Genomic DNA, 17,414 nt, shown 5'->3' on the forward strand with positions numbered 1-17,414 from the left:
GCCTACTCCCACACGTCTGTAAGCATTCATCCTATATCCGCCGGTTGCGCCTGGATTTGTAATACATGCATCGTCAACTTTGATCTGCATGAGGTGAATTCGTGGACTTCCAACTGAAAGATGTGATGGAGGCGGTCGGGCCATCGGCCGCACTGGCGTTTGCCGCCTGGCTTTTCCTGCAATTGCTGCAGCAGCGTTATTCGGCGTCGTATGCGCGTTACCGGGAACTGGTGGAATCGTTCCGCAGCGATTCCGAAGGCAAGCGCCGCCAGGTGCTGCAAGAAGAGATCGAGATCTACCGCAAACGCGTGGTGTACATGCTGTACTCCACCAATATCGGCATCGGCGCGGCGATCCTGTTATTGCTGGCGCTGGTCATCAGCGGCCTGGACGCAATGGTGCAAGTGGAATGGTTCAAATACGTGGGCGGCGCAGCGATCGTGATGGGACTGTTCCTGGTGATACCGGCGGCGATCCTGATGATCATCGAGAACCAGATGATACGGCGGCCGATCGAGCTGGAACTGGCCGACCTGGAAGAATTTCAGGGCTCATCCAAGCCGGTACTATCGGCACAGCAAGGGCGAAAAACCTTGGCGCCGCAATAAGTTTGTCATAAATGCTTGTAATTATTGAATTATAATAAGTACAAGCCTTGTGGTATCCACTACAAGGCGGTGCACCTACCAGTGCAATCTTCCTGCCAACCTTCCTGGACACCACATGAAACTTACAAAAATGAAACTTCTGGCAGCACTGATCGTTGGCGCTTCCGCCATGCCTGCAATGGCCGTGCCGCTGTTCGGCGTGACCTACGCTGGTGACTTTTCGCCGACCGCCATCAACAACTCCGGCCAGGTCGTTGGCCGCGTCGCCGGCGCAACCGTGTTGTACAGCGGCAGCAGCCTGTCCGTCCTCGGTGGCAGCAACATGGTGGTGACCGGCATCAATGATGCCGCCACTGTCGTCGGCTACCAAACCTCGAACACCGGTGTGCGCCAGGCGTTCATCCAGTCCAATGGCACCCTCACCAACATCGGCGCCGCCAGCGTGGACGTGGGCGATCTGTCAATCAACAATGCGGGCCAAGTGGCCGGCACCTTCGGTGTGGCGGGCGACCAGCGCCACGCCTTCCTGTACCAGGATGGTACTTTGACCGACCTCAACCAGGGACAGGCTGCGCCTTTCGAGGGATCGGCCACCGCCATCAACAACCAGGGCCAGATCGCTGGCACCGCCGGCGAATACTCGTGGTCGGCCACCCCGGTCATCTACGCCAATGGCACCGGCACGCCACTGGCCAACAGCCGCCCCGATGGCTACCAGATTTACGCCAGCGGCATCAGCGACAACAGTGATGTCCTGCTCAATGGCCGTTATGGCCCGAGCGGCAGCATCGAGAGTTTTGTCTATTCGAAGGGTGTGCTGACCAACATCGGCGAGTTCAGCGGCCTCGACATCAACGGCTCATCGCTGGTGGTGGGTACCAACGCCTTGGGCGGCGGTTCGGCGCACCTGTGGGACAGCGGCACGCTGTACAACCTGAACAGCCTCATCGATCCGGCTTCGGGCTGGTATCTGCAGTCGGCCGTCGGCATCAACGACAACAACCAGATTGCCGCGTTCGGCTGCCGTACCACTGGCGCGCTGGAGTGCGGTACCCTGATCCTGTCGGCGCAAGGCGTCTCCGCAGTGCCGGAGCCAACTACCTACGCCATGATGCTTGGCGGCCTGGGCATGCTCGGCTTCATGGCGCGTCGTCGCCGCGCGGCCAAAAGCACCGCGTAATGTAACCAGAAGTAATCAGAAGTAATCAGAAGCGCTCGTGATCCTGCAGGTAGCGCCACTCGCCTGCAGGCAAGCTCGACATGGCGATCCGGCCGATGCGGATGCGCTTTATCGACACCACCTCCAGGCCCACCATCTTGCACATGTGCTCGATCTGGCCGGGCTTGGGGGCTTTCACCGCGAAGCGCAGACGGTTCTCGTTCTGCCAGCTGACCTTGATCGGTGGCAGCGGCTTGCCGTTGAATGGCAAACCGTGGTTCAGCAGCGCCAGGCCGTTGTCGCGGATCTGGCCGCCCACTTCCACGATAATTTCTTCTTCGATCTTGCTCGAATCATCGACCAGCTTGCGCGTCACGCGGAAGTCCTGGGTGAAAATCAAGAGGCCACTGGCCTTGGTCTCCAGCGGCGTAGTCAAGGTCAGGTTGGCGAAGTGACGTTTCAGTACGCGCTGCGCCGGCGCAGTGCGCGTGAGTGACGCCGGCTGCAGCAGGTGCAGCGCCTGCTGGCCGTCCTTGCCGACGCCGCCATTCACCCCGGCCGGCTTGTGCAGCAGCAGCGTGACCGGCACGATTTCCAGCAAGGTGGCGTCGTCGGCCACGGTGATCTGCTGCTCGGCCGTGACGCGTGCGCCGGCGTCTTCCACCAGCACACCATCGACACTGACGTAACCGCCCTCGATATAAACCTCGGCCTCGCGGCGCGAGCACGGGCGTTCCTCGGCCAGGCGCTTGGCCAGGCGCACGGTGTTGTCGTTGTCCTTGTCAGGGGTGTTCATCCGAAAAAATCTCCAAATACGGTAATCGCGCGATCGATATCGTCGCGCGTGGCATCCATGTGCGTGACGATGCGCAGCCGGGGCGCCATCGACACGCGAATGCGGGTCAGTTGCAGCACGTCGTTCAAGCCCTGGCATACGAACGCGGGAATGTCGACGTAAAAAATATTGGTCTGCGGCGTGCTGACCTTGATGTTCTTCATCTTGGCCAGTTCGCCGGCAAAGTAGGCAGCGTTGGCATGGTCGTCTGCCAGGCGGCCGATATTGTGTTCGAGCGCGTACAGGCCGCCGGCGGCAATCATGCCGGCCTGGCGCATGCCGCCGCCGAGCATCTTGCGCCAGCGCTTGGCTTCCTTGATCAGGGGCCGGGTGCCGCACAGGATCGAGCCGACCGGTGCCCCGAGACCTTTCGACAAACAGATCGAGGCGCTGTCGAAACCGGCCAGCGCCTCGCGCGGACTCACGCCCAGCTTGACGGCGGCGTTGCACAGGCGCGCGCCGTCGAGGTGCGTGGCCAGGCCCTTGTCATGCGCCAGCTTGGTGGCCGCGCCGGTGGTGTCGAGGCTCAGCACCCGGCCGCCGATGGTGTTTTCCAGCGCCAGCAGGCGCGTGCGCGCGAAATGAAAATCGTCGGGCTTGATGTAGGCGGCGATGTCGTCGAGCGCGATGCTGCCGTCGGGCTGGTTGATGATCGGCTGCGGCTGAATGCTGCCCAACACGGCTGCACCACCGCCTTCGTACTTGTAGGTGTGCGCTTCCTGGCCGACCAGGTATTCGTCGCCGCGGCCGCAGTGGACCAGCAGCGCCAGCAGGTTGCTCTGGGTGCCGGACGGCGCGAACAGCGCATCCTCGTAGCCGAACAGGTCGGCGGCATATTCCTGCAGGCGGTTGACGGTGGGGTCGTCGCCGTAGACATCGTCGCCGACTTCCGCTGCGTTCATGGCGGCGCGCATGGCCGCGCTGGGGCGGGTGACAGTGTCGCTGCGCAGGTCCAGCCAGTTTTCATGATGCTCAGCCATCGTGCCCTGCCCCTTTGAAGTTATACCTGCTCTGTAAAGAACCGCTTGTCCATTTCCTGCAAACCTACCGTGTCGAGTACTTCCTTCAACCGCTCGGCAGGCCGCTGGCGCGGCAGGTTCTTGTACGTGGCGATAATCAGCTCGTTTTTCATCGAGTGCTCCCAGCCCACCAGCTCCGTCACCGTCACCTGGTAACCATGCGCTTCCAGTTGCAGGCAGCGCAGCACGTTGGTGATCTGGCTGCCGAATTCGCGCGTGTGGATCGGGTGGCGCCAGATTTCCGACAGCGCCGACTTGCCCATCGATTGGCCCTTGTTCTTCTTCAGCACCGACGCCACCTCGGCCTGGCAGCACGGCACCAGCACCAGGTGTTGCGCCCGCTTTTGCAGCGCGAAATCGATGGCGTCGTCGGTAGCGGTGTTACAGGCGTGCAGCGCGGTGACGATGTCGATTTGCGGCGGCAGCAGGTTCGACTCGGTGGACTCGGCCACCGACAGCGGCAGGAACGACATGCCGGGGAAGTCGAATTGCGCGGCCAGCTGCTGCGAGCGCGCGACCAGTTCTTCGCGCGTCTCGATGCCGTAGATGTGCGAGCCGGCTTCGAGCGCCTTGAAGAACAGGTCGTAGATGATGAAGCCCAGGTACGACTTGCCGGCGCCGTGATCGACCAGCGACACATGGCCCTTGGCGGCCAGCACGTCTTTGAGCAGCGGCTCGATGAACTGGTACAGGTGGTAGACCTGTTTCAGCTTGCGGCGGCTGTCCTGGTTCATCTTGCCGTCGCGCGTGAGGATGTGCAGTTCCTGCAGCAGCGCCACGGTCTGGCCTTCGCGGATTTCCGGCATGTTGTCGGCGCCGGTGACGGTGGTGCCGATTTTACCTGCGCCAATCTTTGGTGCTACCGGCTTCTTTGCACCGGCCTTGGCAGACGCCATATCAGTGGCTGCCTTCGCTGGCGTGGTTGATCGTGTATTTCGGGATCTCGATCACCATGTCTGCATCGGCCACCACGGCCTGGCACGACAGGCGCGACACGGCTTCCAGGCCCCAGGCCTTGTCCAGCATGTCTTCTTCGGTTTCGCTCGCTTCGTTCAGCGACTCGATCCCCTCGCGCACCAGCACGTGGCAGGTGGTGCAGGCGCACGATTTTTCGCACGCGTGCTCGATGTTGATGTCGTTCTCGAGCATGATGTCGCACAGGGTCTGGCCCGGCTTGGCTTCAACGACGGCGCCGTCCGGGCACAGTTTGGCGTGGGGCAGGAATACGATTTGTGGCACTTGATACCTCTACATTAAATTTGGCGCCGCCGTCATCCTCGCGAACGCGGGGATCCATGGACACTTGACTTAGCCGGCTCAGTATGGATTCCCGCGTGCGCGGGAATGACGGATTTTCGGCTAATGGTTTTTTACGTCTTACACGACCTGGTCCAACGCCTTGCCCGCCAGCGCGCTGCGCACGCTGCGGTCCATCCGGCGCGACGCGAATTCTTCGGTGCCATGGGCCAGCGCTTCCACTGCCGCTTTCACGGCGCCGTGGTCTGCTGCGCCGCTTTGCGATTTGGCCAGCACGTCGCGGGTGGCAGCGAGCAGCGCGTCAACCGATGCGCGTTCCTCACCGGACAGCAGCGCAGCGTCTTCATCGAGCGCCGCCTGCGTGGCCAGCAGGATGCGTTCCGCTTCCACCTGCTCTTCGCGCAGTGCGCGGGCGATCATGTCCACGTCGGCCGATTTATACGACTCTTGCAGCATCCGCGCGACGTCGTCGTCACCGAGGCCATAAGCCGGCTTGACGCTGATCGACGCCTCCACGCCCGAACGCAATTCGCGCGCCGACACCGACAGCAAGCCATCGGCATCGACCTGGTACGTGATGCGGATGCGCGCCGCGCCGGCGGCCATCGGCGGAATGCCGCGCAGCTCGAAGCGGGCCAGCGAACGGCAGTCGGTCACCAGTTCGCGCTCGCCCTGCAACACGTGCACGGCCAGGGCAGTCTGGCCGTCCTTGAAGGTCGTGAATTCCTGCGCACGCGCGCACGGAATGGTCGAATTGCGCGGAATGATTTTTTCCACCAGCCCGCCCATGGTCTCGATGCCGAGCGACAGCGGGATCACGTCGAGCAGCAGCCAGTCGTCGCCGGCGGCGCGGTTGCCGGCCAGCAGATTGGCCTGCACGGCGGCGCCCAGCGCCACGACTTTATCGGGATCGATATTGGCGTGCGGGGTGGTATGGAAGTACTCGCCCACCGCGCGCTGCACGTGCGGCATGCGCGTGGCGCCGCCGACCATGACCACGCCGTCGACGTCGTCCGGATCGATGCTGGCGTCGCGCAGCGCTTTCCTGATCGCGTTCATGGTCTTGACGACCAGGTGCCTGGTGATCTCGTGGAAGGTCTCGGCCGTGATGCGCAGGTGTACTTCCTCGCCCGAGTTGAGGATCGCATCGACCGTCACTTCGGCTTTGCTCGACAGCAGTTCCTTGGCCTCGCGCGCCTTGATCATCAGGGTGGCAGTGTCTTCATCGGACAGCGGCGCGAGCTTTTCCTGCTGGTGGATGTAGCAGAACAGGCGGTGGTCGAAGTCGTCGCCGCCCAGGGCGGAATCGCCACCGGTGGCCAGTACTTCGAACACGCCTTTCGACAGGCGCAGGATCGAGATGTCGAAGGTGCCGCCACCGAGGTCGTACACCGCGTACACGCCTTCGGAACCGTTATCGAGGCCGTAGGCAATCGCTGCAGCAGTCGGCTCCGACAGCAAACGCAGCACGTTGATACCGGCCAGCTGCGCGGCATCTTTGGTGGCCTGGCGCTGGGCGTCGTCGAAGTATGCTGGCACGGTGATCACCGCGCCCACCAGGTCGTCGCCGAGCGAATCTTCCGCGCGCTGGCGCAGGGTGGCCAGGATTTGCGCCGAAATCTCCACCGGGCTTTTCACGCCAGCGACGGTTTTCAGTTGCACCATGCCGGGCGTGTCCTGGAAATCGTACGGCATGTTTTCCACGTAAGCGATATCGGCCAGGCCGCGTCCCATGAAGCGCTTGACCGAGACGATGGTGTTCTTCGGGTCGGTCGCTTGCGCCTGCTGGGCCTTGTAGCCGATATTGGCATGGCCGTTGGGCAGGTAGCGCACCACGGACGGCAGCAGCGTGCGGCCCTCCTCGTCAGCCAGCACTTCTGGAATGCTGTTGCGCACAGTGGCAACGAGCGAATTGGTGGTACCAAGGTCGATCCCGACCGCCAGCCGATGCTGGTGCGGTGCGGTGGACATGCCTGGTTCGGAGATTTGCAGAAGTGCCATGGGTGGAACCTGTATTCTTGTTGGTTTGCCTGAGCGGTGACAGCAACCTGCGGAGCTTGCGCAAGCCCCGCAGGCGTCAGGCTTCGATTGCTTCGAAGGCGAAGCGGACTTCTTCGCCGAATTTTTCGAGGAACATCAGCGCGCGCACGCCCTGGGCGGCGCCAACGTAGTCGGCGGCGTCGAGCTGCTGTTCGATCTCGGCCAGCTGCGCCTTGCGGGCGGCGCGCAGGTCGCGGTCGAGCGCGTCGAGGGCATCGCTGTCTTTCGCTGCGCGGGCGTCGCCCAGCGCTTCGCGCCATTCCATCTGCTGCATCAGGAACGCCACCGGCATCGCGGTATTCGACTCGGTTTGCAGATCGACGCCGTGCAGTTCGCACAGGTACTGGGCGCGCTTTTGCGGATTTTTCAGCGTTTGATACGCCTCGTTGGCGCGCGTGGCCCACTGCATGGCGACGCGCTTTTCAGCGTCGGTCGCGCCCACGAATTTGTCGGGATGAACCCGGCTCTGCACGTCGCGATAGGCGTTGTCGAGCGCGCCGGTATCGACGGCAAAGCGCTGTGGCAGCTGGAACAGCTCGTAATGATTTTGCATAAGCGATTAAATGCGGAAGCTCTCGCCGCAACCGCAAGCGTCTTTTTCGTTCGGGTTGTGGAACTTGAAGCCTTCGTTCAGGCCTTCGCGGGCGAAGTCCAGTTCGGTGCCGTCGATGTACGGCAAGCTTTTCGGATCGACGAACACTTTGACGCCGTGCGACTCGAACACGCTGTCCTCGTCGGCCTGCTCATCGACATACTCGAGCTTGTACGCCAGGCCCGAGCAACCGGTGGTCCGCACGCCAAAACGCAAACCGACGCCCTTGCCGCGGCGTTCGATGTAGCGATTGATGTGCTTGGCTGCTTTTTCGGTCAGGGTAATTGCCATGGTGTTTCTCCGTTACGTCCCCGAAGGGACGCGTATTTCACTTGACGTTAAGCTGCAACCGCTGGGTGCTTGGCTTGATAATCTTGCACAGCGGCTTTGATCGCGTCTTCTGCCAGGATCGAGCAGTGGATCTTGACCGGTGGCAGCGCCAGTTCTTCGGCGATTTGCGTGTTCTTGATGGCCAGTGCCTGGTCCAGGGTTTTGCCCTTGACCCATTCGGTTACCAGCGAGCTCGAGGCGATAGCCGAACCGCAGCCATACGTCTTGAACTTGGCATCTTCGATCAGGCCATCGGCGCCAACCTTGATTTGCAGTTTCATCACGTCGCCGCAGGCCGGCGCGCCGACCATGCCGGTGCCGATGCTGTCATCGCCCTTGTCGAAAGCGCCGACGTTGCGTGGGTTTTCGTAGTGGTCCAGTACTTTTTCCGAGTAAGCCATTTTGTTGCTCCTGTATCTTTTAGGTGATTCGTACGTAGCGCGCGGTATTTTAGTGCGCGGCCCACTGGATCGAGCTGATGTCGATCCCTTCCTTGAACATGTCCCACAGCGGCGACAGTTCACGCAATTTGCCAACTTTCGACTTCATCAGTTCGATGGCGAAGTCGATGTCTTCTTCGGTCGTGAAACGGCCGATGGTAAAGCGGATCGAGCTGTGCGCCAGTTCGTCGCTGCGGCCCAGAGCGCGCAATACGTACGATGGCTCGAGGCTGGCCGAAGTACAGGCCGAACCCGACGACACGGCCAGGTCTTTCACGGCCATGATCAGCGACTCGCCCTCGACGTAGTTGAAGCTGACGTTGAGGTTGTGCGGCACGCGGTGTTCCATGTCGCCATTGATATAGGTTTCTTCGATTTCCTGCAGGCCAGTGGCCAGGCGGTCACGCAGCGCCTTGATGCGGGCGATTTCGGTGTCCATTTCCACTTTGGCCAGGCGGAACGCTTCGCCCATGCCGACGATCTGGTGGGTCGGCAAGGTGCCCGAACGCAGGCCGCGCTCGTGGCCGCCACCGTGCATTTGCGCTTCGATGCGCACGCGCGGCTTGCGGCAGACGTACAGCGCACCCACGCCTTTCGGGCCGTAGGTTTTGTGCGCGGTAAAGGTCATCAGGTCGACCTTGGTCTTTTGCAGGTCGATCACGACTTTACCGGTCGCTTGCGCAGCGTCGCAGTGGAAGATGATGCCTTTCGAGCGGCACAGCGCACCGATTTCGTCGATCGGCTGGATCACGCCGATCTCGTTGTTGACCAGCATGACCGAGACCAGGATGGTGTCGGGACGGATGGCGGCGGTCAGCTGCTCGATGGTGATCAGGCCGTTGTCCTGCGGTTCCAGGTAGGTCGCTTCGAAGCCCTGGCGTTCCAGTTCGCGCACGGTGTCGAGCACAGCCTTGTGTTCAGTCTTGACCGTGATGATGTGCTTGCCCTTGGTCTTGTAGAACTGCGCCGCGCCCTTGATGGCGAGGTTGTTCGACTCGGTGGCGCCGGAGGTCCAGATGATTTCGCGCGGGTCGGCATTGACCAGGGCGGCCACGTGGGCGCGCGCCTCTTCCACTGCTTTTTCAGCGGTCCAGCCGTACATATGGCTGCGCGATGCAGGATTGCCGAACTGCTCGCGCAGGTAAGGAATCATGGCGTCGGCCACGCGCGGGTCGATCGGCGTGGTGGCCGAATAGTCCATATAAATAGGGAAATGCGGCGCGGTCTGGAACTTTACGGCGGCGAGATTTTTTTCTGGGGCGTTCATCTGGTAACTCCGTTCATCTTTTGTTTTTAGCCTGGCAAGCAATCGCTCAACCCAATGCGGCCTGGTTTTCATTGCGGTGCATGACTACCACGCTCTGGTCGGCATGCTTTTGCTTCTGTTGATCGACCAGATCCTGCAGCGACACGGAATCGAGGTAATCAACCATTTTCTCGTTGAGCGTGGCCCACAGCTCGTGGGTCATGCAACGCACGCCACTGGCGGCGTCCGCCCCGTGGCAATTTTCCTTGCCGCCACACTGGGTGGCGTCGAGCGGCTCATCGACGGCGATGATGATGTCGGCCACCGTGACTTTGTCCGCGCGCCGGGCCAGGCTGTAACCACCGCCCGGGCCACGGATCGATTCGACGATTTCGTGGCGGCGCAACTTGCCGAACAACTGCTCCAGGTACGACAGCGAAATGGCCTGGCGCTGGCTGATGCCCGAGAGCGTGACCGGGCCTTTGCCTTGGCGCAGGGCCAGGTCTATCATCGCAGTCACAGCAAAACGGCCTTTAGTGGTCAGACGCATCACTACCTCGGTTCGGTTAAAATATCGACCTTCACTTCCCTGCCCGGCACTGACTTAAGCCTGAGTAGTTGATCGAATTAGTCAAGTATACCAAACTTTATCGAAGCTTGCCGGTCTGCCCCCGGTTTTCCACCAGCGATCAGGCCTTCAATAGCTGCATCGGTGCGAACAGCGCATGCATGTCTTGGTTGGCAATGAAACTCAGGTTGTACGGGTGCTCGGCCACGATCTGTGGAAACTCTTGCATAACCGGCAATTTCTTCAGCAATTCGGCGATCTTGCCCCATAAAATCATGGTGGGCGTCGTGACCGATTGCGCGGCCAGTCCGGCCATCACGGTCTCGAAAAACGGCAGCCAGGCCTTGGCATCCTTGACCGGCGCCACGTGGCTGCGGAACACCAGCGACGCGTTCAGCAACAAAAAGCCCTGGCTGGTGAGCTTGCGCTGCATATCGTCCAGGGTCTGGATATGGGTGCCGGCGCCGCTGCGCGCAAGGGCCGATACGGCCGCCATGGCGTCGCCGGCGGTGTTATCGCGTTGCAGTTGCCCATCGGCCACCAGCAGCATCTTCATGAAATTGCGCAGCGACGTGGCCTTGTTCACCGATTTCGACAGGCCACCGCCCGCCTCGCTCGACCACAGGCTGCCGACGGCGCCATCCATGAAACAGACGCCGGTGGCGCTGGCCGCGCGCGGATATGGGCCCTCGCCCATCAGCACGTAGCACACCTGGTCCAGCGGCAGGGCAAACGCGGCAAACAAGCGGCCTTCGGTGGGCAGATACTCGTCAACTGCCAGTTGCGGCAGGTAAGCGGGCGTGGCGTGCATGACCGCTTGCAGGCCCTCGATTAACAGGGGACGCCAGGAAGCGTGGGCGCCTTCGAGCGCGGCAAGTATCGGATCGGGAATGGTCATGGCGGCAAGGCAAGCGGACAAAGGCGCCATTGTAGCGTGCCTGTCGCCTTTATTGTTGCTCCAGCCAGCCGCCGTCGAAGCCTGCGCGCAGCAAGCCGGCGCGGATGCAAGCGCTGCCGCGCATCAGGCGCCAAACGAAATCGTGCAGGTAGTTGTCGGCCATGATGATGGCCGGGCCCTTGTCGATACCGAAGTGGTACGGCGACACCCAGCGCACGCAACCGCCGCGCGCCTGGTGGAACACGGTGGAAAACGATGGTTTGAAACCGCATGACCGGTCCTCGTGCAGGTCCATCGCCTGGTAGTGGGCGATGGTGGGCAGCACGATCTCGGGCGCAAACGGCAAGGAAGCTGCCACCGCCCACGGCGCCAGGGTGCCATCGTCGGGGCCATACGGCACGGCGCGGGCGGTGTAGTCGTAAAACTTGCGCTGCACGCCACCGATCTTGCGCGTGCCGGGACCGGGGCCGTCGCAGGCCGAGATGCCCCAGTGCAGCGCATCGTACTCGGGGAAGCCGAGCGGGTTTTCGATCGCGTAGCGTTGCTGGACCAGCGTGGCGCGGCGGCTGTTCTCGAAATAGTCGAGGTCGTGGGCGCGCATGGCATGGTCGCGGATGCCGCGCGTATCGAGCCACACGTGCGACATCTGGTGGATGAACAGCGGCCCCGCGTACAGGTACTCGATGCCGTAGATGGTCTTCCACTCGTAGCTGGCAGCCCAGGCGTCGTAACTGTCGCGCTCGATAGGGTACGTGGGCGAACCGAGCGCCAGCACGTACAGGATCAGCGCCTCGTCGTAACCCTCCCAGTGCCAGCGCAGGAAACCTTTGCCCGGTTTCCAGCCGTGGCACAGCAAGCGCTTGCGGCGGCGCATCCATTGCCAGTCCACGCGGCGGTACAGCAGGTCGCCCAACTCGCGGATCTCGCGCTCCTGCTGGTCGTCGCCAGCGAAATATTCGACCGTGGCCAGCACACCGGCGATCAGCAGCGCGGTGTCGATGCTCGATAGCTCGCAGTCGCGCGCCCGTGCGCCGGTCTCCATGTCGAGGAAGTGATAGTAGAAACCCTTGTAGCCGGTGGCGGTGGGCGCTTCGCTCTGCTCGCTGGCAGCAAAAAAACGCAAGGTGGCCAGGGTGCGGGCGATGGCATCCACGCGCGGCATGAAGCCGCGTTCGACCGCGATCGGGTAACAGGTGAGCGCCATGCCGACTGCCGCGATGCTGGCGGGCCAGCCGGCGCCGGCGGTTTTATCGCGCACCAGGCCGTTGGCCGGGTTGGTTTCGGTAACGAAGTAGTCGAACGACTGCCTCTGCAGCTCGGTCAGCAGCTTGCGCGTGGCGGCAGTGCTGGCGGGTAGCGCGATCCTGTTCATTTTCTGGCAACAATGTCTAAAAATAACATCGTTACACGGCGCGGCCTGATGGTATGTCTTCCATCGCACGGATGGGATCGTATTCTAACCAACAGTATAAATACGAATCATTATCATTTTCATTGACAGTCACAACATGAAATTTTATTGTGGTCGCATAGCAATCAGGCAACCTTCACTCATTGATATTCTTCCATGCAACCGACCCAGTCATTCGCACCGCGCTACCCCGCCGCCCACACCCGCACCGTGCGCCAATGGATCGAAGCATTCTGGAACGAAGGATGCCTGCAAGGCGCCATCGAAGCGGGCGGCGCCCGACTGCGGCTCGACGGCCGCGATGATCACGGACAAGCCAGGAGCTACCACATCGACATCGCCCACCACGGCGGCTTCGACCGGCTGCGCCTGGAGGGCGCGCTGCGCAGCACGCAGCCGGGCGCCGCGCCACCGGACGACATCGACGGTGTCGTCAGCGCGCTGGTGCGCCACTTGCAACCGGCGCCGTCGGCGCTGCGCCAGTTCATCAACGAGCTGCGCCACACGGCCCTGAACCAGGCCTGGGCGTTGGCGGCCCCTGCGCACGCTACCCTGGCATCGCCATACGCGCTGCAGGAGGCGCAGCTCGGCGACGGCCACCCCTACCACCCGTGCTTTCGCTCGCGCATCGGCTTCAGCGTGCAGGACAACCTGCGCTACGCACCCGAACACGCGCAACCGTTCGCCCTGGTGTGGCTGGCCATCGCGGTGGCAGCGAGCAGCACCCATACCCTCGATGGCCTCGACTACGAGAGCTTCGTCGAAGCGCAATTGGGCACGCCGGAGTACCGCCGGCTGCGCGGCGAGATCGAAGCGCAGGGTCACCCACCCGCGCGTTACCGGCTGCTGCCGGTCCATCCATGGCAATGGGACCACGCCCTCGCCCTGCACTTTGCCGGCTGGCTGGCCGATGGCACGCTGCTGCACCTGGGCCAAGGCGGCGGCAACTGGCTGGCGCAGCAATCGATCCGCTCGCTCAGCAGCCTCCAGGGTGACCACCGGCACAACCTCAAGCTGCCGCTGTCCATCGCCAACAGCTCGGCCGATCGCATCCTGTCGGACCACCATGTGCACAACGCCCCCATCATCTCGGCCTGGCTGCAAGGCGTGTGCGCTGCCGATCCCTTCCTGGCGCAAGGGCCGCGCCTGGCGATCCTGGCGGAGCCGGCCGGCATTACGGTGAACGCCTCGCACCAGCGCAGCGGCGCCTACGGTTTGCTGGGCGCGATCTGGCGCCAGTCGCCGCAGTCGGTGCTGCACGCGGGCGAACAGGTGTTTCCGATGACCGCGCTGACCACGCAGGACGCCGACGGCGCACTCACCATCGCGCCGTGGCTGGACCGGCATGGCGTGGAGCAGTGGGTGGCCGCGCTGCTGGAAGCGGCCGCGCCGCCGCTGCTGCACCTGATGATGGCGCATGGCGTGCTGCTCGAATGCCACGCCCAGAACACCCTGCTGATCCTGCGCGACGGCCTGCCGCGCCGCATCGCCATGCGCGACCTGCCGGGCGGCCTGCATTACCTCGACGGCGCCACCGGCGCCGACCAGCTGGCGGCATTGCGCGCAGCGCCGGCCTATCGCAACGCCCTCAATGCCAGCGGCGGCTTCCTGTTTTCCGGGACGGCCGAGGCGCGCGACTATCTTCTGGAAGTCCTGTTCTTCATCAACCTGGGCGAGCTGGCCTGGCAGCTGCAGCAGCATTGCAGCTACCCGGAGGCGCTGTTCTGGCGCCAGGCCGCCGCCAGCATCGCCAGCTACCAGGCACAGTTTCCGGCCATGGCGCCGGTGCACGCGCAGTTCGACCTGCTGGGCGGCCAGGTCCGCATCGAATGCCTGGCCGCGCGCCGCCTGCTCGGCTGGAGCAGCCAGCGCCTGCGCACGGTCGCCAATCCTCTCAGCAGCCTCCACCCGGATGCCACCGGCGTGCCAGCCAAGTTGCCAACTCACTTGCCAACTCACTTGCCGACCCCGGCGCCAGACGGCAACGGCCGGCTATGAGCGCGGTTCCTGCCAGCGCCAGCGCCGGCACCAGCCTGCCGGCCCGTGCCGTCGCGATCACCGTGGCCGGCCATTTCGGCGCCGCCTTTGCGGCGCTGTGCATGCCGCCGTTCTACGCCCAGATCCTGCAATCGAGTTTTGCCGGCCAGGCGCCGTCGCTGGCGCTGGCCGGCTGGTACTTCACCTTGCCCACGCTCGCTGCCGCACTGGCCAACCCGGCCTGGAGACGGCTGGCCGACCGCATCGGCAAGCGGGCCTCGCTGATCCGCGCCCACGCCGGACTGTGCCTGAGTTTCGTCATCACCGGCCTGGCGCGCAGCCCGCTGGAATTTGCCATCGGCCTGACCTTGCAAGGCGTCCTGGGCGGCACGTTTTCCGCGTCCAACGCCTTTCTGGCCGAGCGCCTGCCCGCGCCGCGCCTGGCCGCATTGCTGGGCGTGATGCAGGCTTCGGCGCGCACCGCGCTGTTTGCCGGACCGGCGCTGATCGGCCTGCTGTCCGGCCACGCCGACATGCTCAAGCTGTTCCTGTACCTGGCGCTGTTTCCCGGCGTGGCGTGCGTGGCGCTGGCCCTGCTGCCGGAGCCGCCGGTGATCCGCACCGCTGGCGCCAGCGCGCAGCCGCAGCCACTTGACGACGGCGCAGCAAACGTCGGCCCGTGCGGCGTCAGCGCGGCCAGCCTGTATTGGCTGCAGGCGCTGTTCGCGGTCGGCACGGTCTTGTCGTACCCGTACTTCGTCACCGATCTGGCCACCCGGCTGGACATCGACGCCGCCATGGCGGGCATGCTGTTCGGCTTGCCGCATGCGCTGTTCCTGCTGCTGGCCTGGCCGCTGGGGCGCCGCGTACGCGTCGGCAACGCCCGCGCCAGCCTTGGCCGGTACGCCGCCCTCACCTGCGTCGGCATGCTGGCGCAGGCGCTGGCGGTGTCGCTGCCGTTGATGATCGCCGGCCGCGTGGTGATGGGCATCGGCATGACCGGCGCCTACCTCGCCATCAATACCCTGGCGGCTGCCAGCTCCCAGGCGGCCCGTGCCGGCCGCCACTTCGGCCGGCTGGAAGGGGCGAATAAATGGGGCGCCGTCTGCGCCGGCCTGTTTGCCAGCCTGCTGGCGCCCACGCTGGGCTACGCCGCGCCACTGTGGCTCGGTGCGGTGCTGGTGTCCACCGTGTTTTTCTCGTTGAAATGGAAACTGTTATGAACGTTCCGCTCTCAGCCGGCCAATTGCTACCAGCTTCCGCGCCGGCACGCTTCGCCGAACAGCAGAACAGCCGCCTCCTGATCAACTGCTACGCCCGCGAAGTGGCGCTGCAGGAGCATACGCTGGCTGTGCTGGCCAGCGCTGCACCACCGGGCCACCACGGCCAGGTGCTGGAAATTTCGCTGCCACGCATGGACAGCTGGCTGCGGATCGGCGTGCTGCACGTGAGTGCGACCGCCAACTTCGAGTACACCACCGACGTCTACCTGCGCAGCGGCGCGCAGCCGTGGCGCCTGGCCGGATGGCACGACGTGGCGACGCTGATCATCGAAGACCTGTCGCGCCGCACCGAGACGCCCTTCAACAACGACCTGCTGCAGCAGATCGGCGACAGCATCGCCACCATGAACGATGTACTGGCGCGCCACCCCGACCAGTCGCCCCTCCTGGGCCGGGCACCCATGACGGCGCTGGAGGCCTACATCGACAGCGAACAAAGCCTGGTCACCGGGCATCCGTTCCACCCGGCGCCCAAGAGCCGCTCCGACTGGTCGCCCGCCGAGCAGCGCGTGTATTCGCCCGAGCACAAGGCCAGCCTGCGCCTGCACTACCTGCAAGTGCCGCTGGCATGGCTGCATGGCGACGGCGTCGATGACCAGTCCGTTCAAGCGCTGCATCACCTGGCCGGCGGACTGGCGCCCGACAACGGCTGCGCCATCGTGCCGATGCACCCGTGGCAGGCCGGCTGGATGCAGCGCCAGCCCGGCATTGCGGCGGCGCTGCGCAGCGGCGCCATGCGCGACCTGGGCGTGCACGGCGCTGCCTTCCGCACCACCGCCTCGGTGCGCACCCTGCTGGCTGCCGACGCGGCGTCGTTCATCAAGCTCTCGCTCAATATGCGTATCACCAACTGCGTGCGCAACAACGCCCGCCACGAGCTGCAGGGCGCGCTGACCGGCACCCGCCTGTATCGCGCTCTGCGCGAGCCGATGCGGGCGCGCTTCCCCGGCTTCCACGTGCTCGATGAACAGGCCTACGCCACCGTCGACATCCCCGGCGCCGACGCTGCTATCGCAGACGGCTTCGGCGTACTGCTGCGTGAAGGCGTGGCCGGCCTGCTGCACCAGCAGATCCAGCCGGTGGTGTGCGCAGCACTGTTCGGTAACGGCGCGCCGGGGCGGCAGCGCGCGTTCGCGCTGATCGAACGCTATGCGCTGCACCACGGCCTGGGCCTGGAACAGGCGGCGCGCGCCTGGTTCGCGCAGTACGCGCGCACGGCGGTACACCCCACGCTGCACCTGCTGTTCGAGCACGGTTTGGCGTTCGAGCCGCACATGCAGAACACCCTGGTGGGGCTGGACGCCAAGGGTGCGCCGGTCAGTTTCATCGTGCGCGACCTCGAGCTGACGCGCCTGGCGCCGCGCGCGCACCACCTGGCGCAGGCCATGGCGCTGGAACCGGCCACGCTGGCCGCCCTGTGCTGCGACGACGAGCGGGCCTGGATTCGCATCGGCTACTGCCTGTTCGTCAACAACCTGTGCGAGGTGATCGCCGCCATCGCCAACGGCAACCACGCGCTGTCGCTGGGACTGTGGGGCGTGCTGCGCGATACGCTGCAAGACTATCTCGCGCAGTTTCCAAATCCGTCCGCCAGCCGCCGCATCCAGGGCTTGCTGGCGGGCGAACCCTTGCCGGCCAAAGGCAATCTGCTCACGCGCTTCATGCGCCAGGCCGACCGGCAAGCCAGCTACCTGCCGCTGTACCACCCGCTGGGAGTGGTCAACAGCGCGGCGGCTTCTTCCATCCTTTAA

At 64.0% G+C, this 17,414-nt stretch carries 17 protein-coding genes and 1 pseudogene; 6 read left to right on the plus strand and 12 right to left on the minus strand.

Going from position 1 to position 17,414, the window contains the following annotated elements:
• Positions 1-101: 101 nt before the first annotated feature.
• The 3 genes and pseudogenes from J2X54_RS11550 to J2X54_RS25730 all read left to right on the plus strand — a co-directional run bounded on the left by J2X54_RS11550 (position 102) and on the right by J2X54_RS25730 (position 1,788).
• Positions 102-608: a DUF2721 domain-containing protein gene (locus tag J2X54_RS11550; RefSeq protein ID WP_310180787.1), complete on the plus strand. Its 507-nt coding sequence runs from the start codon at positions 102-104 to the stop codon at positions 606-608.
• A 322-nt stretch (positions 609-930) separates the two neighbouring features.
• Positions 931-1,155, plus strand: a pseudogene (locus J2X54_RS25725) (HAF repeat-containing protein); the annotation flags it as partial.
• 267 nt (positions 1,156-1,422) lie between these two features.
• Positions 1,423-1,788, plus strand: a complete 366-nt coding sequence (locus J2X54_RS25730; RefSeq protein WP_371851802.1) for an FxDxF family PEP-CTERM protein — start codon at positions 1,423-1,425, stop codon at positions 1,786-1,788.
• 25 nt (positions 1,789-1,813) lie between these two features.
• On the opposite strand, the gene J2X54_RS11560 is transcribed toward J2X54_RS25730, so the two are convergent.
• From J2X54_RS11560 to J2X54_RS11615, 12 genes are all read right to left on the minus strand, one after another.
• Positions 1,814-2,563, minus strand: a complete 750-nt coding sequence (locus J2X54_RS11560) for an rRNA pseudouridine synthase (RefSeq protein WP_310180791.1) — start codon at positions 2,561-2,563, stop codon at positions 1,814-1,816.
• Entirely contained in the window at positions 2,560-3,582 is a 1,023-nt protein-coding gene (gene ltaE / locus J2X54_RS11565; RefSeq protein ID WP_310180793.1) for a low-specificity L-threonine aldolase, read from the minus strand. Before ltaE ends, J2X54_RS11560 begins: the two co-directional genes overlap by 4 nt.
• A gap of 20 nt (positions 3,583-3,602) precedes the next feature.
• On the minus strand, positions 3,603-4,517 hold the full coding sequence (locus J2X54_RS11570) for an SAM-dependent methyltransferase (protein ID WP_141749602.1): 915 nt from the start codon (positions 4,515-4,517) through the stop codon (positions 3,603-3,605).
• 1 nt (position 4,518) lies between these two features.
• On the minus strand, positions 4,519-4,860 hold the full coding sequence (gene fdx / locus J2X54_RS11575) for an ISC system 2Fe-2S type ferredoxin (RefSeq protein ID WP_070249992.1): 342 nt from the start codon (positions 4,858-4,860) through the stop codon (positions 4,519-4,521).
• A gap of 138 nt (positions 4,861-4,998) precedes the next feature.
• Entirely contained in the window at positions 4,999-6,879 is a 1,881-nt protein-coding gene (gene hscA / locus J2X54_RS11580; RefSeq protein ID WP_070249990.1) for a Fe-S protein assembly chaperone HscA, read from the minus strand.
• Positions 6,880-6,955: 76 nt separating this feature from the next.
• Entirely contained in the window at positions 6,956-7,471 is a 516-nt protein-coding gene (gene hscB, locus J2X54_RS11585; RefSeq protein ID WP_070249988.1) for a Fe-S protein assembly co-chaperone HscB, read from the minus strand.
• A 6-nt stretch (positions 7,472-7,477) separates the two neighbouring features.
• Complete coding sequence (gene iscA / locus J2X54_RS11590; RefSeq protein ID WP_310180796.1) at positions 7,478-7,801, minus strand: iron-sulfur cluster assembly protein IscA; 324 nt, start codon at positions 7,799-7,801, stop codon at positions 7,478-7,480.
• A gap of 47 nt (positions 7,802-7,848) precedes the next feature.
• The gene (gene iscU, locus J2X54_RS11595; RefSeq protein WP_019920391.1) at positions 7,849-8,241 is read right to left on the minus strand and encodes a Fe-S cluster assembly scaffold IscU; all 393 of its coding nucleotides are present in this window, start codon (positions 8,239-8,241) and stop codon (positions 7,849-7,851) included.
• A gap of 49 nt (positions 8,242-8,290) precedes the next feature.
• Positions 8,291-9,547: an IscS subfamily cysteine desulfurase gene (locus J2X54_RS11600; protein ID WP_070249984.1), complete on the minus strand. Its 1,257-nt coding sequence runs from the start codon at positions 9,545-9,547 to the stop codon at positions 8,291-8,293.
• Positions 9,548-9,593: 46 nt separating this feature from the next.
• Positions 9,594-10,076, minus strand: a complete 483-nt coding sequence (gene iscR, locus J2X54_RS11605; protein WP_026637015.1) for a Fe-S cluster assembly transcriptional regulator IscR — start codon at positions 10,074-10,076, stop codon at positions 9,594-9,596.
• Between the two features lie 139 nt (positions 10,077-10,215).
• Positions 10,216-10,992 carry a uracil-DNA glycosylase gene (locus tag J2X54_RS11610; protein WP_310181164.1) on the minus strand — a complete coding sequence of 259 codons (777 nt, stop codon included), beginning with the start codon at positions 10,990-10,992 and terminating at the stop codon, positions 10,216-10,218.
• Positions 10,993-11,041: 49 nt separating this feature from the next.
• Entirely contained in the window at positions 11,042-12,364 is a 1,323-nt protein-coding gene (locus tag J2X54_RS11615) for a glucoamylase family protein (protein WP_310180802.1), read from the minus strand.
• A 195-nt stretch (positions 12,365-12,559) separates the two neighbouring features.
• Between J2X54_RS11615 and J2X54_RS11620 the strand changes: the two genes are divergently transcribed.
• The 3 genes from J2X54_RS11620 to J2X54_RS11630 are packed head-to-tail and all read left to right on the plus strand — an operon-like array spanning position 12,560 to position 17,414.
• Positions 12,560-14,401 (plus strand): IucA/IucC family protein, encoded by a 1,842-nt coding sequence (locus J2X54_RS11620; RefSeq protein ID WP_310180804.1) that lies wholly within the window; start codon positions 12,560-12,562, stop codon positions 14,399-14,401.
• Positions 14,398-15,603, plus strand: coding sequence for an MFS transporter (locus J2X54_RS11625; protein ID WP_310180805.1), 1,206 nt, complete (start codon positions 14,398-14,400; stop codon positions 15,601-15,603). The genes J2X54_RS11620 and J2X54_RS11625 overlap by 4 nt, the downstream gene beginning before the upstream one ends.
• Positions 15,600-17,414: an IucA/IucC family protein gene (locus J2X54_RS11630; RefSeq protein WP_310180809.1), complete on the plus strand. Its 1,815-nt coding sequence runs from the start codon at positions 15,600-15,602 to the stop codon at positions 17,412-17,414. Before J2X54_RS11625 ends, J2X54_RS11630 begins: the two co-directional genes overlap by 4 nt.

This window comes from Duganella sp. 3397, assembly GCF_031456625.1.
Taxonomy (GTDB): Bacteria; Pseudomonadota; Gammaproteobacteria; order Burkholderiales; family Burkholderiaceae_D; genus Rugamonas; species Rugamonas phyllosphaerae.